This window comes from Paenibacillus thailandensis (genome assembly GCF_042685365.1).
GTDB lineage: Bacteria > Bacillota > Bacilli > Paenibacillales > Paenibacillaceae > Paenibacillus_AP > Paenibacillus_AP thailandensis.
Genome location: NZ_JBHUMY010000023.1, coordinates 146,371 through 164,019, shown reverse-complemented (window position 1 = coordinate 164,019; position 17,649 = coordinate 146,371). Strand labels below are relative to the sequence as shown.

Here is a 17,649-nt window from a genome sequence, read left to right as displayed (position 1 = left end):
AAACCCCTCCTGAGGAGGGGCCCCAAGGGGCTCGCCCCTCTGGACACCCACTATTACACCTCCCCAAACCCCTCCTGAGGAGGGGCCCCAAGGGGCTCGCCCCTCTGGACACCCCGAATGGGCGTACCTGCCACGCGGCCGTCTTCGACAATCCGAACGTGCAATAAGCCGCTTGCCCTGTCGGGCAAAGCTCCTTTTCGTGCCTCTTACGCCACGTTTTGCCTTATGGTGCTGCCTGCCACGCGGCCGTCTTCGACAATCCGAACGTGCAATGAGCCGCTTGCCCTGTCGGGCAAAGCTCCTTTTCGCGCTTCTTACGCCACGTTTTGCCTTATGGTGCTGCCTGCCACGCGGCCGTCTTCGACAATCCGAACGTGCAACAAGCAGCTTGCACCCGGTACTGAATAACCGGGTATATAATTCCCCGCTTGCCCGGCCGGACAAGCGGGTTGCTGGCGGCAAGCCGCCTATTAGTTTTCGGCCCAGCGGTCGTAGGCGGCCTGGTAGATTTCGACGATACGGTCGCCGCCCATTTTTTTCACCTGAGCGATATAGCTGTCCCAGTTGGCAAGAGGTTCGATACCCGTCACGAATTTCGCCTCCATCTGCACGACATAGGTGTCGAGATCGGAGCGGAGTCTCGAGACTTCCGCCTGCTCCTCCTCCGTCAAATAAACGATCGGGAACGGAACCTGCGCGATCGGCTCAAGCTTCGTTTTGTTTTCGTTGACGATCCACTCGTCGAATTCGCCTCTCAGTCCGTTGTACAGCGAAATATCTTCGAAGCCCGGCGTGCTGATGCCGTAGTTCGGCGTAAGCGTCGCGCGGTATTCCTCGCGGTCTCCTCCCGGGACGTCGAGAAATTTTTTCACATGGTTTTCTTTATCCACATATTCGAACAGCATGCCTTCGGGCCCATGGTTGAACAGCGTAGCCCCGTCATAGCTGTACAGATAGTCGATCCAGCGCATCGTCGCCTCCGGATTTGGGTTGGCGCTCGAAATCGCGAACGCCCCCGTCGACAAGCCCGGATGCTTGCCGTATACCGCCGAATCGACCATATCGCTTTTTACCGGAATCGCCATCGGATCCGCCGTGCCCGGCTCCGTGCCGCCCAGCGTAAAGTAGGCGTTATAATCGGCGAACAGCCCGATTTGGTTGTTTTTGCCCTTGGCCTTCTTCTGCTCGTCGGTTTGGGAGAACGTCTCGGCGTCGAGCAGCCCCTCCGTCCAGAGCCGGTTCATAAACGTCAAGTAGCCTTTGTAGCCTTCTTCCATGAACGGATAATGAACCTTTCCTTCCTTGTCGTTGTAAATGTCCTCGGATACCATTCCCCAAGAGCCGAACATAAACATGCGGATGTCGTCCAGCTTGACCGAAGACAACGGAATTTCGTCCGCTTGGCCGTTGCCGTTCGGGTCCTCATCCTTGACCCGTTTCAAATACGTGTACAGCTCCTCCGTCGTGGTCGGAACCTCCATATCGAGCGCCTCCAGGAACTTGCCGTTATACCACATCGGCCCCCGGTACCAGACCGCCGACAGGTCGATGCGGGGCAGCGTATAAATATGGCCGTCGGGCGTCGTAATCGATTTGCGGATTTCGGGATGTTCGTCCAAAATCGCCTTTAAATTGGGCGCGTATTCGTCGATCAAATTCTCGAGCGGAATAAGGATGCCCTGGCTTCCGTAATTGACCTCCTCCGACTTGGTGATTTCCGATGCATAGAAAAAGTCCGGATAATCGCCGCTGGCAAATACGAGATTTTTTTTCGTCGTAAAGCTGTCGAGCGGTGCGAGCCGGTATTCCAGCTTAATGTTCGTCAGCTTTTCCATCTCCTTCAGGACAGGCATATCCTCCCATTTGGCCATGCCTACGTCCGGAGCCATGACGGACAGCGTAATCGGCTCGCTTACGATCGGAAAGCCCTCTTTGCTAACCGTACTCGCGGGTTCCCCGGATGCCCCGCCCCCGGTGTTGCCGGACGAGCTGCAGGCTGAAAGCATCCCGCCGGCCATAACCAGGGTCAGCGCGAGATTAACGCCCTTTTTCCATACATGCATCATAAACCCCTCCTCTAATATCGTTGATTTATAACAAGAAGACGAAAGCTTCGAGTTACCGCTAGCATGGCGCTGCCGCTTGCAGAACCGCGGGCTTAACCTTTCACGGAGCCGATCATGACCCCTTGCACGAAGAAGCGTTGAAGGAACGGATAGAGCACGATGACCGGCAGGGTCGAGACGATAATGACGGCATATTTCAGAAGAGCCGCGATTTCGGCCTTGCTGTTGAGCGCCGTGGCCACCTCGGCCGTCACCGCAGATTGAGACGCCATCTCCTGCAGGACGAGAATTTGCCGCAATACGAGCTGAAGCGGATATTTGGCTTCGTCGTTGAAATAGATCATGGCCGAGAAGTAGCTGTTCCAATGGCCGACCCCGTAAAACAGCGCCATGACGGCGATGATGGGAGCGGAGAGCGGCAATACGATTTGAAAAAAGATCTGAAAGTTGGTGGCGCCGTCGATTTGCGACGCTTCCTGAAGCTCTCTCGGAATGGTCGATTGAAAGAACGTCCGCGTCACGATAATATTCCAGATGGAAGCGGCGCTGGGCAGAATGAGCGCCCACATCGAGTTGATCATCCCTAATTCCTTCACGAGCAAATACGTGGGCACGAGCCCACCTCCGATGAACATGGTCGCCATAAACATCCCGATAAAGAAACCTCTGCCGACAAAATCGGGGCGGCTGAGCGAATAGGCGGCCGGAAGCGTAACCGCGAGATTGACCGCCGTTCCGGCCAGCGTGTAGACGATCGTATTGAAATAACCGTTCCAAATTTTTTCGTTTTGAAAAACCCGCTCGTACCCTTCCCACGTAATCCCTTTCGGAAGAAGCCACATTTCGCCGGACCCGACCTTTGCCGGGTCGCTGATCGACGCGCTCACGATGTAAATCAACGGATACAAGACGACGGCCATCGCGATAAAAAGAAAGACGTAAACCAACACGATAAACGCTTTATCGCCTGTCGATTGTCTGGCAAAGCTGCTCATGCTTTTGTTCCTCCTAAAAGTTTTGTGAAGCGTTACTCCCTCGATTTCACTTCGCAACAAAACTGGCTTCGGAAGCATCCGCTTAGTTTTGTTGAAGCATTACTCCCTCGATTTCGCTTCGCAACAAAACTCGCTTCGGAAGCGTCCGCTTCCCTCTCTCTACCACAAGCTCGTCTCGCTCGTCCGGCGCGCGATGCGGTTGACGGCAATCAGCAAAGCCGCGTTGACGACGGAATTGAACAGTCCTACCGCGGTCGAGAAGCTGTACTGCGCGTCCAGCAAGCCGGAGCGGTATACGAAGGTGGAAATGACGTCCGACGACTCCATGTTCAGCGAGTTTTGAAGCAGCAAAATTTTCTCGAAGCCGACGCTCAGGACGCTCCCCATGTTCAAAATGAGCAAAATAATGATCGTCGGAACGATCGCCGGGAGGTTAATGTGCCAGATGCGGCGCACCCGGCTGGCGCCGTCCATGATCGCCGCTTCGTGCAGCTGCGGATCGACCGCAGATAATGCCGCCAAATAAATGATCGTTCCCCACCCGGCGCCCTGCCAGACGTTCGACAGCACATACATCGTTTTGAACCATTTCGGATCGGTCAGCACGTTGGGCGCTTCCAGTCCGAACCATTGAAGGATGTGCGTCATAATGCCCGTGGACGGAGAAAGGAACGTAATGATCATGCCCGCCATGACAACCACGGAAATAAAATGCGGCGCGTAAGTGATCGTCTGAACCGCACGCTTGAAGAAGCCGTTCTTCGCTTCGTTAAAGGCGAGCGCAAGCAGAATCGGAAGCGGAAAACCGACCGCGAGGTCGTACAAACTGATGCTAAGCGTATTCCATATCAAGTCCCAAAAATAATAAGATTGGAAAAACCGGGTAAAATGCTCGAACCCCACCCATTCGCTGCCAAAAAAGCCCCTGGTCGGAATGTAGTTCTTGAAAGCGATCTGGATGCCGTACATCGGCCCGTAGTGAAAAATGAGGAAATAGAAGAACGCCGGCGCTATGAATAAATAAAGCTCCCAGTTTCTGACGATTCTTCTTCGCAATTTATGGCCGGCTCCGTTTGGCCGAATCGCATCGGCCGGCAACGTCCGTGGATTGATTTGCTGCACCGCATTCACCCTCCCTGACTTTTCCCGCATTGCCGGAATCTTTTTGGCGTTTGGGCGGTCCGACCCGATTTCCGCCGCCGCCCGTCAGCGTTGTAATCAAATTGTAAAGGCGAGGAAAAAAGCGCGTAAATATGTCGTTCTCGTCTTCCTCTCCGGCAATCGTCCGCGGGATGGCCGGAAACGCCCGAAAGCCGCACCGCCGCCCGCTTTTTCCGTCCTGCAGCTTTCTCGAATATGTTTTGTTTGATGTCACATTATCTTTCGCAACTATCCAAAATGTCAAAAACGGCATATGATAAAAATGAACAATCAGGCCATTTGTAAGCGCTATCCAATAATCTTGCGTCATATTATATAACAAATTCAACCTCGTAATTTTGTTTGTAAACGTTCATATATTCCCTGAAAGTGAATTCTAACCGCCCAAAAAATAAAACGGCCCGGGAACGGCTTTCTAACGCCGTTCCCGGACCGCCGCCTCTAAGTTCGTCCCGGCGAGCCAAAACTAGCTTTCCTCCCAAATCCGCCGCAAATTATCCATTGCGATTTTGGAGGCCCGCTTGCATTCTTCCATCCCTTCGAATTCGACCGTAATATAGCCGTCATAACCGAAGCTCTTGACCAGCTTCACGATTCTGCGAACGTCGACGTCCCCTTGACCGACGATAGCGCCGCGCAAATAGTTGCCGTTCGCCGTCGCAAACCATTCGCCTTCGCCGGGATATTCATCGTAATGGCGGAAATAGAAGTCTTTGAAATGAATAAGGGAAGCGTAAGGAAGGTTTTTCATGACCCCGACGATCGGATTCTCGTCCACGCACATGAAGTTTCCGATATCGAGCGTCGTTTTGAAATTCGGACGGTCGACGGCATGAAGCACCCGCTGCACGCGGTCGCTTGCCTGCACGCTGAAGCCGTGGTTCTCGATGCTCGTCGTCATGCCGTACTGCGCGGCGTAGTCGGCAATCAGCCGGCTTCCCCTCACCATCCAATGCAGATGGTTCTCGAACCACTCGATCGTCATGTTTTCCTTCGGCAGCGAAAACGCGGTTACGTCGTGGCGCATATGCCGGATTCCCAGCCTGTGAACGAGATCGACATGCCGCTTCACGCGTTCGACCTCCGCCTGAAAAAGCTCCTCCGTCTCCTGAACGAAGTTGGCCGGCATCGAATAATTGGACAAGGCGATGCCGGCTTTCTCCGCTTTGTCGCGGACGGCGTCCGCCAGCGGCAAATTATCCGCCAGCGTATACCCGTACGGGACGATTTCCATATGCTCTCCGCCGTTATCCGCAATCCATTGGATCGCGTCCAATACGGTCATTTCCCCCGACTTCAGAGCGTTCAGCAAGCTGTAAGAGCTCAAGCCGACTTTCATGTTCTTGTTCCTCCTAGCATGCGCGCGGTTTGGACTTTGGGATGCGCGCGGTTTGTTTAGTAGCATATGGAACGGGGGAACATTCGTAAATATGTCGTTATTGTCCGAGGTCATGTTCACGTTAATGGGGATATGTCGTTTTTAAATTGTCCCGAATCGTACCTCTCTTCGTTCATTCAAGCGGTCTCTGGGGCTTGCGAAAAAGAAAGACCGTTTGCCGGCTTCGGCCGAAACGGTCTACCAATCTTTCGTTATGCTTTATCGAATCATCGTTCCCATTCTCCGGGCCGCTTCCACGACGGCGGAGCTGTACTTCCGCATCGTTTCGTTCGTCATCCGGTTAGCCGGTCCCGATACGGACAGCGCGGCTTCCAGCTGCCCTTTCCCGTTGAAAATCGGGGCGGATACGGCGGCGGCCCCCGTCTCCCTCTCCTCGAAGCTCGTCGCATAGCCTTGGACCATAATTTCGCCGAGCTGCTTGCGGTATTGCTCGTTATCCATGACGGCTTGCCAGTTCGGATCGTTCAATATTTGTTCCCGTACGTCCGGAGGAGCGAAGGCGATCAATACTTTGCTCGAGGCGCCGGCGTACAACGGCAGTCTCGCTCCGACGGGCGCGACCCGGCGAACCGCCTGATTGCTTTGTACGGCTTGGATGCGAATGCGCTCCATGCCGTGGCGGACGTAGATGCTTACCGTCTCTCCCAATTGATCGCGAAGCCGCTCCATCTCGGGCAGCCACAGCGTCGCCGGATCGTCCGACCGGGACAGATTGGCCGACAGCTCCCAAATTTTCAGCCCCAGGCGATAGCGGTCGGTCAACCGGTCCCGCTCCAGAAACCCTTTCTCCTCCAGCGTAGCCAACATGCGGTGCACCGTGCTTTTATGCAAGCCTACCTTCTCTGCGATTTCGGTCATGGCATAATCCGTTCCGGTCGTAAAACATAACAATATGTCAAGCGCGCGGTCAACCGCGCGAACCGTCGATTTGCTTTCCTCCACCGTCGACACCTCCTGCCGGCCGCTTGTCCGATCTTTTCCGTGCAATGAAATCAATTCTCATTTAAGTATACTTGAATTGCGGCTCCATCGTAAAGAGTCCTGCCAATATTACAGTCTCGTTACAGCCGATTAACATCTTGTCGACGTCAATTGACAGGCTACTTCTTTCGACATACGATAAAAGCACTAGAAACACCCCGTTGCTCTCGCCGAAACGGTTCGTCCTTCGAACAGGACTCTATACTCGTTTCCGCTTATCCGCTATGGTCAACGTTTAATACTCACCGTCCGTGATCCATGGGCGTCCGGAATGGCTGACGGGCCATTCGCCTGCCGCGCCTAACGCCTTTAGGCGTCTTTCGCGAATCTTTTGGAAACGAAGATCCGGCACTTCCGCCGCTGATTACCAAAAACGGAGCATCGCTAAGCTGTTTATACGCCATAAAGGTTGTAAACGCTTACATAATATTCGCAGCAAAGGGGAGAGCGCCTATGAATACGACAAGCACCATGATCACTTCGGTTCCGTTAGATAACGGCATATCGCTTCGTCTTCCCGACATGACCGCTCCGGCAAGCGCCGAACGACCGCTGAAACGCAGCCGAAGCTGGACGAGGTGGCTGGCGGCCGCTTCGTCGGCCATGCTGCTGCTGTTTCTGGCCTTCCACGCTTACGTCGCTTACCTGCTTGCCTATCCGCCGGTCGCTCCGCTGTCGTCGAATCCGAAGGAAGCGCTCGGTCTCGACTACGAGGATGTGCTGTTCCCCAGCGCCAGCGGACGAACGACCGTCAGCGGATGGTACATCCCGGCTTACGGCGGAACTTCCGAAGGAGCGCTTCAGACGGCCGCTCTGGGCGGCGATGCGCTCGCCTCGACCCGGACGATCGTGTTCAGCCATGGCTACGGGGCTAACCGCGAAGAAAGCTGGGTCCCGATGTATAAGCTGACCGGTCTCGTCCATAATCTGAACTACAATGTTCTGTTATTCGATTACGGCTACGCGTCCGAAGCTTACAGGGCGCCGGCGACCGGCGGCGCGGAAGAGTCCGAGCAGCTGCTGGCGGCCGTCGAATTTGCCAAATCCCGCGGGGCCGAGCAGATCGTCGTATGGGGATTTTCGATGGGAGCGGGAACCGCTCTGCAAACGGCTTTAAAAACCGACCTTATCGATGCCATGATATTAGACAGCCTGTTTCTTGCAAGCTCGGATACGTTGTACAGCAATATTTCGAACTTCCTGTCGATCCCGCGTTACCCTACCGTCCCGCTGATTGAGGCGATGATGCCGATCTGGTCGGGAACGTCGCTGGGCAGTTTGCCCATTGAGCAGGTGCTGAAGACGTCGTACGATATGCCGATTTACATTATTCACGGCACGGATGACGAGAAAGCCAGCTACCGGACGGCGGAATGGATTGCCGAAGAACAGCTTAATCCGCTGTCCCGTTCGTGGATCGTGACCGGCGGCAAACACGAGCTGGTATTCCGCGTCTATCCGGATGAATATATGGCCCGTGCCGCCGCATTCCTTCACGATGTGAGCGAACGGCAGCAGCCCGTGCTGCAGACCGTGCAAACCGGGACGAACCCGCTCGCCTGAACGGAACGGATGTTGGAGCGAGCTGCACAACTAGAAAGGCGCTGTCCCGAAAGCCGCCCCAAGCGAGTTTTCGGAACAGCGCCTATTTTTTAAACCCCATTAACTCGAAAGCCCCTCCGCCAGACGTTTGATTTGCGCCGAAGCTTCCTCGGCGAAGCCGATCGTCGCCTCGTAATAACGCTCGCCGTCCGCAAGCTTGCCGAAATCGCCGACAGTGATGCTCAGCGCCGTTCGTCCTTCCCGCTCCGTCAGCTCGTATAAATAACCGATATCGTCCGGCCCAAGCTCTTCGGCCGGTTCCCAATTCGATACGTACAAGCTTGTCCGAAGCCGTTTGAACGGCACAAGCTCGGTTACGGTCAGCTGCGTAAATTCGTCTTCCTCCAGATGCCACACCAGCTCCGATCCGAGCTGCAGCTCGGGCTCGTCGAAGCTTTCCGGTACGTCGTCCCATTGCTTGATGAACTCCGGCTTTACGAGCACCTGCCACACGTTCGAAGCCGGCGCGTCGATCTCTATTTCTTGATGTACGATCAATCGTTGATTCAACCTGGCTCATCCTTTCGTATAACGCGGGTTAGCCGCGCAAGCTCCCGCTCCAAATATTGCGCTACTCCGTCTTCCCCGTTGCCGGCTGTTATATAATCCGCCCTCGCGATAATGTCGGGATGCGCGTTGCTTACCGCGACCTTCTTGCCCCCGGCCTCGAACAGCCCTAGATCGTTTAATTGATCCCCGAACACGGTAATGTCCCGGACGTCGATATCCATATGCTTCGCCCACAGCTTCAACCCTTCCCGCTTGTTGGCGCTCGAATGGCTGAACTCCAGGAAGTAGTGATTCTCGATATAATAATCTTTCATAAAGTGGCAATGAACCGAGTCGCCCCATTGCGCCCGCACTTCCTCCGATAGCGGCTGAAGCTCCTCCGGCAAGCCGATATACGTAATGGACAAAGTACGGTGGTCCGCAGGGCAAATCAGCTCGGACAGCTCCTTGAAACGCGGGTCGTCGCCCCGGCTTTGGCGAAACGCCCTCTCGCCGGGACGCCGGATCGGCTCGTGCAGCACCGCTTCCCGATCCAGCTCGTTTAAAGTGAACAGCAGCGGCGTAATGCCGTGCTTCCTCCCGGCTGCGATAATATCGTTCGTGACCGAAGCGTCCAGCCAATAGCCGTCGACCACCTTGTGCGCGGCGCCGTCGTAAATCAAAGCCCCGTTATACAAAATTATCGGGTGCTTCCACGCGATGCGCCCGGTCACCCGGCTCGAGCTCAAATAACCTCGCGCCGTCGCGTAAGTGAATACGGCCCCGCTATGTTGCAGCCGCGCCGCCACTTCCGCCGTGTAAGCGGACAACGTCTGATCCGGCCGGAGCAGCGTTCCGTCCAGATCGGTGACATAAGCTTTAACGGACATCTTGTTCTCCTCGTTTCATGGGAATGTCGTTGCCGGTACAGCCGTACCGGCATCCGTACTCTACCATTACTTCTACTTACGCGGGGCCATTCCCTTTCCGAAGGAGTTCCCGGTCCGAATCCGTGATGTCTATTATTTTACCCCGGACTCGGCGGTTTTTTTTCAATTCGCGGTTTCGGTAGTGAAGAAACTTGCTCATATACGCTTTTAATACAAGCCTCTCGGCAAGCAGGCCCGCAACGCCTAACGGAGCCTCAAACAAAAGGGTGTCGCGCATAACCGTTTCGCAAGCCGTTATTTCTTCGAAGCGATGCTCGTGCCGCATGCTTTTGAAGGCGCCTGTCACCATCTCGTCAACGAATATAAAGGGTCGGTCGTAGCCGGTTATTCGAGAGGTCAGCTTCTGGCGGATGCCAAAATGGGTTGCTTCAAACGTGACGAGTTCCCCTGCTCCGATCTTGCCTTCCGTTACGCCCGCCGCAGCCTTCTCCCGCGTAAACGGCCATACGGTTCGAGTATGCAGACCGATATCTCGCGCCATATCGAAACAAAGCTCTATCGGAGCCCGAATGCGGGTTTCCGTCTCGATCCGGATCATCGGTGGTTACCTGCCTCCCCACACTTTATTCCTGAATTAAAAATCTATTTGTAAGTTCAATCGTTCGACCCCATTTGCGGGTAATTTCCCGCGTGTACCCGATTGAAAATTTGTCTTTACCAAGTTCCTGTAACAATTGTTTTTATTCGAGTGAATACTATATGAAGATTGACTTTTCTGATAATTCGGATATAATTATGCAACATATATCAAATTCAATGACCGGGAGAGTATCTGTTTAAATCAAGCCAAAGCGAGCCGGGACGGTGAAAGCCGGTGCTGAGATAACAGGGAAACGGACCCGCGAGAATGGCTTCCGAACCTTTCAGTAGGAAGTCACGGTTACGGCCGTTATCCGATCGAGTGGTTAAACGCCAAGTTTAACAACAAGAGTGGTACCGCGAACGCACAAGCCAAGCCTTCGTCTCTTTTATGGAGACGAGGGCTTTTTTTATTTTATAAGGAGGCTCATTCCAATGATAACCCAATTGATGATTGACGGCATTAAGAAATGTGTAAAAAGTGTTTGCATCGATCTGGCTCTCCCCTACGACGATAACGTTCCAATTGATGTCGAGCGGCCCGCTCATTTGGAGCATGGCGACTATTCGACGAACGTCGCAATGCAACTGGCCAGAACGTTTCGCAAGCCGCCCGTGCAAATCGCAGGCATGCTGAAAAACAAGCTGGAGGAGCAGGGCCGCTTCGAGAATCTCGTAAGCAAGGTCGAAGTCGCTCCTCCCGGCTTTCTGAATATGTATATCGATTGGAAGGTATGGGCTCAAAGGGAGTTCGCCCTGCCCTCGAACATAGGCGTAAAGGCGGTCGTCGAGCATACGTCCATCAACCCGAACAAATCGGCCCACATCGGCCATTTAAGAAATTCGTGTATCGGCGATACCTTGGTCAGATTATTGAGAAGAACCGGATATGACGTCGAAGTGCATAATTACATCGACGATTTGGGGAATCAGCTGGCCGACACGGTCGTCGGCATGTTGAACGTCCCTTATAAGAATGAACATTCGCGCTTCGGCGACTTCTGTTGGGACATTTACGCTAGAGTGAATAGGGAGTACGAGACCGATCCACGGCTGCTCGAGCAAAGAACGATAGTTCTTCATGCGCTGGAGGAAGGCAGCGGCAATTTATCGTGGATCGGATTGCTTGCGGCCGAGCGGATTGTGCGCGAGCATCTCGAAGAAATGAACGAGTTCGGCATCGGCTATGATTTGCTGGTGTGGGAGAGCGACATCGTCAGGGAAGGATTCTGGGATTCGGCGTTTGGCCTGCTCAAGGAGACGGGACAATTTTATCGCGAAACGTCGGGCAAATTGGAAGGGTGCTGGGTCTTGAAACAACGCTCTTCCGATACGGAAGATAACGAGTCCGAGCATCATGCGGATAAAGTTTTGGTCCGTTCGAACGGCATTTTGACCTATACCGCCAAAGATATCGCTTACCATCTCTGGAAGTTCGGATTGCTGGACAAAGACTTCTCCTATAAACGGTTCGCCGACGGTTTATGGACGACCCGCGTTAACGGAATCCGCTCGTCGTTCGGCCAAGCGGATATCGTCATCAACGTCATCGACCATCGGCAAGCCTATCCGCAAGCGATGGTGAAGCAAGCGCTCGAAATGTTAGGGTACGCGAAGCAAGCCGCAAAGCTTCGTCATGTCGGATACGGAGTCGTCTCCTTAAGCCCGGGAGCCGCACAAGAGCTCGGAATCGACACCTCGGACGGCAAGGCATCGTACGCCATGTCGGGAAGACAAGGGATCGGGATTAAAGTATCCGAGTTGCTGGATCGTATGGAAGGCATCGTTGACCATAAACGGTCGGACAAAAACGGATTGCCGAGCAGAACGATCGCCGCTGCGGCGATCCGCTACTACCTTCTTCGGTTCGGCTTATTGACGGAAGTCGTCTTTGATCTGCAGCAGGCGACGGAGGTAACCGGGAATACGGGGATTTATCTGATGTATTCTTACGCTCGCGCCGCCAGCATTTTAAATAAAGCCGAAGCCGATTGGAACATAAAGCCGGCAGTGCCGGACGAGATCGGGCAAATGGAAAAAGCCGAATACGCCTTGCTTAGACATATCGCCGCCTGGCAGGATACGCTATGGACAGCCGGCAAGGAGCTGTCTCCTAACGCAATATGCCATTACGCGCACGAGCTCGCTACTTTGTTCAATAACTTCTATGCCGCTTGTCCGATTCTGAAAGCCGCCGAGGACAAAAAAGCGTTCAGGATTTGGCTTACTTCTAAATTCAAAGAAACGATAGGCGATGCATTAGACGTCCTTGGGCTTCCTGCGCCGGACCGAATGTAAGGGAAGCAAGGGGTGAAAACCTATGCGCCATGCAAATCTTCCCGCGCGTTCACAATCCTGAAGCTGTCCCCCGTGTCTTCCATTTCGTAAAGCTTGCACCGCGATTCAGGCATTTTGAACGGCTGATGGAGGATCAGCATCCACGTTCCTTCGAATGTTCGGAACAGCATTCCGTGACCGCTGTCTTCTTTCACTAAAGGGAGGAGCTGCTCCCATGGTCCTTCCAGTTTGCCGGTTGTCGACCGGGCGATCGTCTGTACGTAACTGCCCGACTCATAGCTCGACCAGAGCATGATCAGACGACCGCCCGAAGTACGGTACAATTGACATCCGTCCGTTACGTAAACCCGAATGTTGCCGTCGGGCAGCCTATCTTCGTTGTTCCAAGGCGCATCCGAAGCGTTGAACAGACGAATCGGCACTCCGGCGGCTTCAGACAAATCATCCTTTAACCGAACGCCTTCGATCGTGCCGTCAATGGTCTGGATCCACTCGTGACAAAATACCATCCACGGGGACCCGTCTTCGTCCACATATAACGTTCCGTCCAGCGTCATCATCGTTTCAGGCAGTACATGCGCATCCTCTTTCAACAACCGGAAAGGCCCTTCCGGCGACTCGCCGACGGCTACGGCGGTACCCCTCCAATGCTTGGAATACCCGTTTACGGGCTGGCCCTCCAGTTGCCTGTCCTTATTGTGCAGCGTGACGAACAGATAGAAGCGCCCCTTATACTCGTGCACTTCTGGCGCCCAAGCTCCATGCTGCGGATGAGCCCACACCCCGTCAGGGACTGTGAATACGACATATGGCCCTTCCCACTCGGATAAATTCGCGCTTTTGTAAACGATAACCCCGTAACGATCCATTCCGTGCAGCCGAGGCGCTCCTCCCGTATATAAGTAATAAGAACCGGTGCGGCTGTCGGCTAATACGAATGGGTCGTGTGCGGGAATATCGGCCAGACGGTGCCCCTTCCGAGGGTTGTTCACATCGCATGCGGCATTATAAACGGACATTCGGAATCCACTCCTCTTGTACCAACTTACCAATATCGACGCCAATGATTGGAAAAAGTTTCGGGTTATTCCTTTCCATCCCGTCCGTTAGCGTGCAAAAGGCAGCCGCCGGCTGCCTTCGTTTTTTCGAGCTGAAGTTTCTCGTTAGTTATTGTTTAACCTCTAAACGTCCTGTAAAAAACAACTCGGACGGCTCGATCCCGTCCATTTCACCATCTAATATCCGCTTTACATCTTCTAAAGTTTCGTACAGGGTCAACCATTCACCGGATTTCTTCGTGTACGGTTCCGAGACAAAGAAAGGCTGGGCAAGGAAAGCTTCAAGCCTCTCCCCCCGCTTGTATTGTTGCAAATCGATATCGGATATTTTGTCAAAACCTTGTGCTGCCACAAGCGGTCTCAGCTCCCTGTATCGACGAAGCAATTTCCGGGCACGCTGCTGCGCAGTTAAGTGAACAGCGTCCAGATGCGCCCCTTCCAGAACCGTTGAGGTGGATGCAATTGGATCAATCGCTGGATAAATGCTGCGGCTTATTAAGTCTGTATCGAATCTCCAAAGGGTATCTAGAGGTCCGTATGAGCTCTCATCATCCGCAACTTCACAGTTAATATCTACAAGCGCTGTAGTAACCGGACGGGCACCAACTTCTTTCAGACTTTCCCGCAAGGAAAATAACTCGCCGGATAACACCTTGCTTCGATCCACTCCAAGCAAGACATCCTTTTCGTCGCGAAGACCAGCAATGAGTCTATAAATTTCTTCTTTTGACGAATGTGTAAATTCGGACTGTGCTTGAACATGAGTAATGCCCGGAGCGTCAGAATCGGGAGCCCAAAAGACAGTTGCAAACCCTCGCTTTTTCATTCGAAACATAATTTCCGCCAACAATACTAACTGCCCCATGTTTGGCCGAGCCACAAACCCGACCGTACCGCCGCGTACTACCGGAGCAAGTAAATCCAAAGCTTTAATTCCTGTCTCGATCATCCGCAATCCACTCCCTCTGATAATGAGTTCATCCAGACTGCATCCTGCTAAAGAAGCAAGGGCTGCCAAAGTTCTCACTTCAGCTCGACCGACCGGTATTTTCCCCGTACACAAGTTGGAAACAGTCGCTGCCCTAAGCCCAGCCTCCCGTGCCGCAGTCGTAAGATTGGGAACGCGACGGCGCAATAGCGGAACGTTAAGCTGCAACTCCTCATCCATATTTTAGCACCCCTTACTCTGTATAGTAACAATATTTACTCTAAAGCGCAATAATCACTTCAGCTAAACATGTGAAAGACCCTCTACATCGAAAAAAAACAGCCTGCCGAGTCATCGACTCGAACAGGCTGTTTGGCGTATCGGCAGCGGGCCGTCCGCTCATCGCTTCAGCAGCTCCAGAAATTCCGCCCGAAGGGCGGCGTTATCCCGGAACTCGCCGCGAACCGCCGACGTTACCGTTTTGCTTCCCGGCTTCTTGACGCCGCGCGCGCACATGCACAGATGCTCGCCTTCCACGACGACCATCACGCCGTTCGGCTGAAGCGTCTCGTTCAAAATATCCGCGATCTGCGACGTAATGCGCTCCTGCACCTGAAGTCTGCGCGTCACCGCTTCGACCAGGCGGGCCAGCTTGCTGAGGCCGGCGATTTTGCCGCTTGGAATGTAACCGATATGCGCCTTGCCGAAGAAAGGCGCCATATGGTGCTCGCATTGGCTGTAATATACGATATCTTTGACAATGACGAGCTCCTCGTGCTGCTCGTCGAAGGTGACGCCGAGCACATCGCGAGGATCCACCTCGTAGCCGGCGAAAATTTCTTCGTACATGCGCGTAACGCGCGCCGGCGTCTCGAGCAGCCCTTCGCGCTCGACGTCTTCGCCGATCAGCTTCAATATTTCACGGATATGGTATTCGATTCTCTCCCGATTGTTCGCTACCGAACCGTTCACATAATCTTTGATGCCGGCCATAGCGCTTGTCCCCCTTTACAATGGACCCACTCGGCAGACGATTTATTTACGCGGAAATTTCTGATTTTTCATCATCTGTTGAGCGCGTTGCATTTGCTGCTTGTTCAGATTGTAGCCCATCTGCTTGGCCATCTTCTGAATCATTTCAGGATCTTTCTGCATACGTTCAAGCTGCTTGCGCAAATAAAACACGCCCCCGATGAACCCGAGAATGGCCCCGACAATCAGTGTAATGATCGGAATAATATAGCTCCACATAAACGAATGGTCACCCGGTCCTTTCCAATTATTTCGGCTTAGCCGCTAAATATAATAGCCATAATCCCACCTATGATAGCATGGAAAACAGCCGTTCGCAAACCGCTTTTTCCCTTATGGCCCGCGCGTATTGCCGCTTCCTCCGGCCTGGTTATTGTAGGGAGGAAGTCTTCTCCGTCTCCGGCGCCGCACCCTCCGGTTCGGCGAGCCGTTCCAGCGCCCTCTCGATATAGCGGACCGCTTCCTCATCGGTTTCGGTTTGCAGCGCCTTGCGCAAAGCGGCCTCCGCCTCTTCGCCGCCGATCTGGCCCAGCGACCAGGCGGCCGTCCCCCGCAGCACGGGCCTTGGATCCGTCAGCAGTACCCCTTCCAAATGCGGCACGGCGCTTTTATCCTTAAACGTTCCCAGCGCGATCACCGCGTTGCGCTGAATCGGCTTTTTGCCGCGCCATGCCGACGACGTCCGGCCGTAGCGTTCCTTGAACTCCCGGTTGCCGATCGTGAGCAGCGGCACAAGGAGCGGCTTCGCCAGCTCGGGGTCCGGCTGCAGCTCGGGCTGGTGCGTAAAGTTTTTGCCGCGGTTGGCCGGGCACACCGTCTGGCAGGTGTCGCAGCCGTACAGCCGGTTGCCGATTTTTTTCATGAACTCCTCCGGCACCCAGTCCTTCGTTTGCGTAATAAACGAGACGCACCGCTGAGCGTTAAGCTGCCCCGGCCCTACAAGCGCTCCCGTCGGGCAGGCGTCGATGCATTTCGTGCATTCGCCGCAGCTTTCCGTCACCGGCTTGTCCGGGGGCAGCGGCAAATTCGTAATCATTTCGCCCAGATAGATCCAGGATCCGAACTCGGGCGAGATGATCGAGCAGTTTTTGGCGCTCCAGCCGATGCCCGCCCGTTCGGCGACGGCACGGTCGGACAGCTCGCCCGTATCGACCATGCTTTCCGCACGCATCTCCGGCACCCGCTCCCGCAGCCACGTCTCGAGCTTAGCCAGACGGTCGCGCAGCACCGTATGGTAATCCTCGCCCCATGCGGAGCGCGCCATAATGCCTCTGCGTGCGCCCGGCTCCGACTTGGGCGGATTCGGCAGCTTGGACGGATAAGCGATCGCAATGGCGATAATCGATTGCGCGCCGGGAAGCAGCAGCTCGGGCGTCGTCCGCTTGTCGAGGTCCGGCTCTTCGAAGCCGGATTCGTAGCCAAGCTCGCGATGCCGGATCAGCCGCTGCTTCAGCTCGGCGAACGGCGCCGCGGAAGCGACGCCGATCTTGTCGATGCCAAGCTGCGGCGCCGCCGCTTTCATCTCTTCCTTCAGCTTGGCCCAATAATCGGCCGCGCCCTCCGGAGGGGCGGCAATGACGCCAGCGTCCTGGTTGTCTGCGATGTCTTGATGTCGACGATGGTCCATACCGCCGTCCTCCTTTCTTGCTTTAATCTTTCACGCCATCCCTGTTAAAGTCGTTTTATTGCTTCGCGGGCCAGCTCGTCGCAGCGATTGTTCCATTCGTTGTCGCTATGCCCTTTTACTTTAATGTACTCGACCTTGTGCATGCTCATCGCGTCCAGCAGCTTCTTCCACAAATCCTGGTTTTCGACCGGCTCCTTCTTGCTGTTCTTCCAGCCGTTCCTTTGCCAATTCCGGATCCAATTCTGCTGAAAGCAATTCACGACATAAGCCGAATCGCTGTACACTTTTACGCTGCAAGGCTCCTTCAGAAGCGACAAGGCTTCCACGACCGCAACGATCTCCATCCGGTTGTTGGTCGTGTTTTTCTCCCCGCCGGAAATTTCCTTCTTGTGCGGTCCGTAAAACAGCACCGCCCCGTATCCGCCGGGCCCGGGATTGCCGGAACAAGCCCCGTCGGTATAAATAGTCACTTCCTTCACCTATC

16 protein-coding genes and 1 other annotated feature are annotated in these 17,649 nt (G+C 54.4%); of the genes, 2 read left to right on the top strand and 14 right to left on the bottom strand.

The genetic code is table 11. From position 1 onward, the window contains the following. Positions 1 to 470: 470 nt before the first annotated feature. From ACFSW5_RS18330 to ACFSW5_RS18310, 5 genes are all read right to left on the bottom strand, one after another. Positions 471 to 2,063 (bottom strand): extracellular solute-binding protein, encoded by a 1,593-nt coding sequence (locus ACFSW5_RS18330; RefSeq protein WP_379276134.1) that lies wholly within the window; start codon positions 2,061 to 2,063, stop codon positions 471 to 473. Positions 2,064 to 2,158: 95 nt separating this feature from the next. Beyond that, positions 2,159 to 3,061: a carbohydrate ABC transporter permease gene (locus tag ACFSW5_RS18325; protein WP_379276131.1), complete on the bottom strand. Its 903-nt coding sequence runs from the start codon at positions 3,059 to 3,061 to the stop codon at positions 2,159 to 2,161. Positions 3,062 to 3,220: 159 nt separating this feature from the next. Further along, complete coding sequence (locus tag ACFSW5_RS18320; protein ID WP_379276129.1) at positions 3,221 to 4,183, bottom strand: ABC transporter permease; 963 nt, start codon at positions 4,181 to 4,183, stop codon at positions 3,221 to 3,223. A 505-nt stretch (positions 4,184 to 4,688) separates the two neighbouring features. Continuing rightward, positions 4,689 to 5,561: a sugar phosphate isomerase/epimerase family protein gene (locus tag ACFSW5_RS18315; protein ID WP_379276127.1), complete on the bottom strand. Its 873-nt coding sequence runs from the start codon at positions 5,559 to 5,561 to the stop codon at positions 4,689 to 4,691. A 258-nt stretch (positions 5,562 to 5,819) separates the two neighbouring features. Further along, positions 5,820 to 6,563, bottom strand: coding sequence for an IclR family transcriptional regulator (locus ACFSW5_RS18310; RefSeq protein WP_379276125.1), 744 nt, complete (start codon positions 6,561 to 6,563; stop codon positions 5,820 to 5,822). 492 nt (positions 6,564 to 7,055) lie between these two features. Between ACFSW5_RS18310 and ACFSW5_RS18305 the strand changes: the two genes are divergently transcribed. After that, entirely contained in the window at positions 7,056 to 8,165 is a 1,110-nt protein-coding gene (locus ACFSW5_RS18305; protein ID WP_379276122.1) for an alpha/beta hydrolase, read from the top strand. Positions 8,166 to 8,264: 99 nt separating this feature from the next. Here the strand turns inward: ACFSW5_RS18305 and ACFSW5_RS18300 are convergent, their stop codons facing one another. The 3 genes from ACFSW5_RS18300 to ACFSW5_RS18290 all read right to left on the bottom strand — a co-directional run bounded on the left by ACFSW5_RS18300 (position 8,265) and on the right by ACFSW5_RS18290 (position 10,181). Then, positions 8,265 to 8,714, bottom strand: a complete 450-nt coding sequence (locus ACFSW5_RS18300; protein ID WP_379276120.1) for an SRPBCC family protein — start codon at positions 8,712 to 8,714, stop codon at positions 8,265 to 8,267. Next, positions 8,711 to 9,583 carry an HAD-IIB family hydrolase gene (locus ACFSW5_RS18295; RefSeq protein ID WP_379276118.1) on the bottom strand — a complete coding sequence of 291 codons (873 nt, stop codon included), beginning with the start codon at positions 9,581 to 9,583 and terminating at the stop codon, positions 8,711 to 8,713. Before ACFSW5_RS18295 ends, ACFSW5_RS18300 begins: the two co-directional genes overlap by 4 nt. A 76-nt stretch (positions 9,584 to 9,659) precedes the next feature. Further along, positions 9,660 to 10,181: an SRPBCC family protein gene (locus ACFSW5_RS18290; RefSeq protein ID WP_379276116.1), complete on the bottom strand. Its 522-nt coding sequence runs from the start codon at positions 10,179 to 10,181 to the stop codon at positions 9,660 to 9,662. Positions 10,182 to 10,390: 209 nt separating this feature from the next. Next, positions 10,391 to 10,613: a binding site (T-box leader), on the top strand. Positions 10,614 to 10,657: 44 nt separating this feature from the next. Here ACFSW5_RS18290 and ACFSW5_RS18285 point away from each other — a divergent pair. Continuing rightward, positions 10,658 to 12,520: an arginine--tRNA ligase gene (locus ACFSW5_RS18285; protein ID WP_379276114.1), complete on the top strand. Its 1,863-nt coding sequence runs from the start codon at positions 10,658 to 10,660 to the stop codon at positions 12,518 to 12,520. Positions 12,521 to 12,540: 20 nt separating this feature from the next. On the opposite strand, the gene ACFSW5_RS18280 is transcribed toward ACFSW5_RS18285, so the two are convergent. The 6 genes from ACFSW5_RS18280 to rnhA all read right to left on the bottom strand — a co-directional run bounded on the left by ACFSW5_RS18280 (position 12,541) and on the right by rnhA (position 17,644). Then, entirely contained in the window at positions 12,541 to 13,539 is a 999-nt protein-coding gene (locus ACFSW5_RS18280; protein ID WP_379276112.1) for a glycoside hydrolase family 43 protein, read from the bottom strand. A gap of 148 nt (positions 13,540 to 13,687) precedes the next feature. Next, entirely contained in the window at positions 13,688 to 14,746 is a 1,059-nt protein-coding gene (locus ACFSW5_RS18275) for an ATP synthase beta subunit C-terminal domain-containing protein (protein ID WP_379276110.1), read from the bottom strand. A gap of 159 nt (positions 14,747 to 14,905) precedes the next feature. Continuing rightward, the gene (folE, locus tag ACFSW5_RS18270) at positions 14,906 to 15,499 is read right to left on the bottom strand and encodes a GTP cyclohydrolase I FolE (protein WP_379276108.1); all 594 of its coding nucleotides are present in this window, start codon (positions 15,497 to 15,499) and stop codon (positions 14,906 to 14,908) included. 42 nt (positions 15,500 to 15,541) lie between these two features. Next, a complete protein-coding gene (locus tag ACFSW5_RS18265) occupies positions 15,542 to 15,757 on the bottom strand; it encodes a YneF family protein (protein ID WP_379276106.1) in 216 nt (71 codons plus the stop codon). Between the two features lie 151 nt (positions 15,758 to 15,908). Then, entirely contained in the window at positions 15,909 to 17,165 is a 1,257-nt protein-coding gene (gene queG / locus ACFSW5_RS18260) for a tRNA epoxyqueuosine(34) reductase QueG (protein ID WP_379276104.1), read from the bottom strand. A gap of 44 nt (positions 17,166 to 17,209) precedes the next feature. Then, entirely contained in the window at positions 17,210 to 17,644 is a 435-nt protein-coding gene (rnhA, locus tag ACFSW5_RS18255) for a ribonuclease HI (protein WP_379276102.1), read from the bottom strand. Positions 17,645 to 17,649 lie beyond the last annotated feature (5 nt).

What these genes read in the sequence shown, in the direction of transcription:
- ACFSW5_RS18330 (WP_379276134.1), bottom strand. Translation starts at nt 2,063, where the DNA reads ATGCATGTATGGAAAAAGGGCGTTAATCTCGCGCTGACCCTGGTTATG.
- queG (WP_379276104.1), bottom strand. Translation starts at nt 17,165, where the DNA reads ATGGACCATCGTCGACATCAAGACATCGCAGACAACCAGGACGCTGGC.
- ACFSW5_RS18295 (WP_379276118.1), bottom strand. Translation starts at nt 9,583, where the DNA reads ATGTCCGTTAAAGCTTATGTCACCGATCTGGACGGAACGCTGCTCCGG.
- ACFSW5_RS18325 (WP_379276131.1), bottom strand. Translation starts at nt 3,061, where the DNA reads ATGAGCAGCTTTGCCAGACAATCGACAGGCGATAAAGCGTTTATCGTG.
- ACFSW5_RS18275 (WP_379276110.1), bottom strand. Translation starts at nt 14,746, where the DNA reads ATGGATGAGGAGTTGCAGCTTAACGTTCCGCTATTGCGCCGTCGCGTT.
- ACFSW5_RS18315 (WP_379276127.1), bottom strand. Translation starts at nt 5,561, where the DNA reads ATGAAAGTCGGCTTGAGCTCTTACAGCTTGCTGAACGCTCTGAAGTCG.
- ACFSW5_RS18285 (WP_379276114.1), top strand. Translation starts at nt 10,658, where the DNA reads ATGATAACCCAATTGATGATTGACGGCATTAAGAAATGTGTAAAAAGT.
- ACFSW5_RS18265 (WP_379276106.1), bottom strand. Translation starts at nt 15,757, where the DNA reads ATGTGGAGCTATATTATTCCGATCATTACACTGATTGTCGGGGCCATT.
- ACFSW5_RS18280 (WP_379276112.1), bottom strand. Translation starts at nt 13,539, where the DNA reads ATGTCCGTTTATAATGCCGCATGCGATGTGAACAACCCTCGGAAGGGG.
- ACFSW5_RS18305 (WP_379276122.1), top strand. Translation starts at nt 7,056, where the DNA reads ATGAATACGACAAGCACCATGATCACTTCGGTTCCGTTAGATAACGGC.
- ACFSW5_RS18290 (WP_379276116.1), bottom strand. Translation starts at nt 10,181, where the DNA reads ATGATCCGGATCGAGACGGAAACCCGCATTCGGGCTCCGATAGAGCTT.
- folE (WP_379276108.1), bottom strand. Translation starts at nt 15,499, where the DNA reads ATGGCCGGCATCAAAGATTATGTGAACGGTTCGGTAGCGAACAATCGG.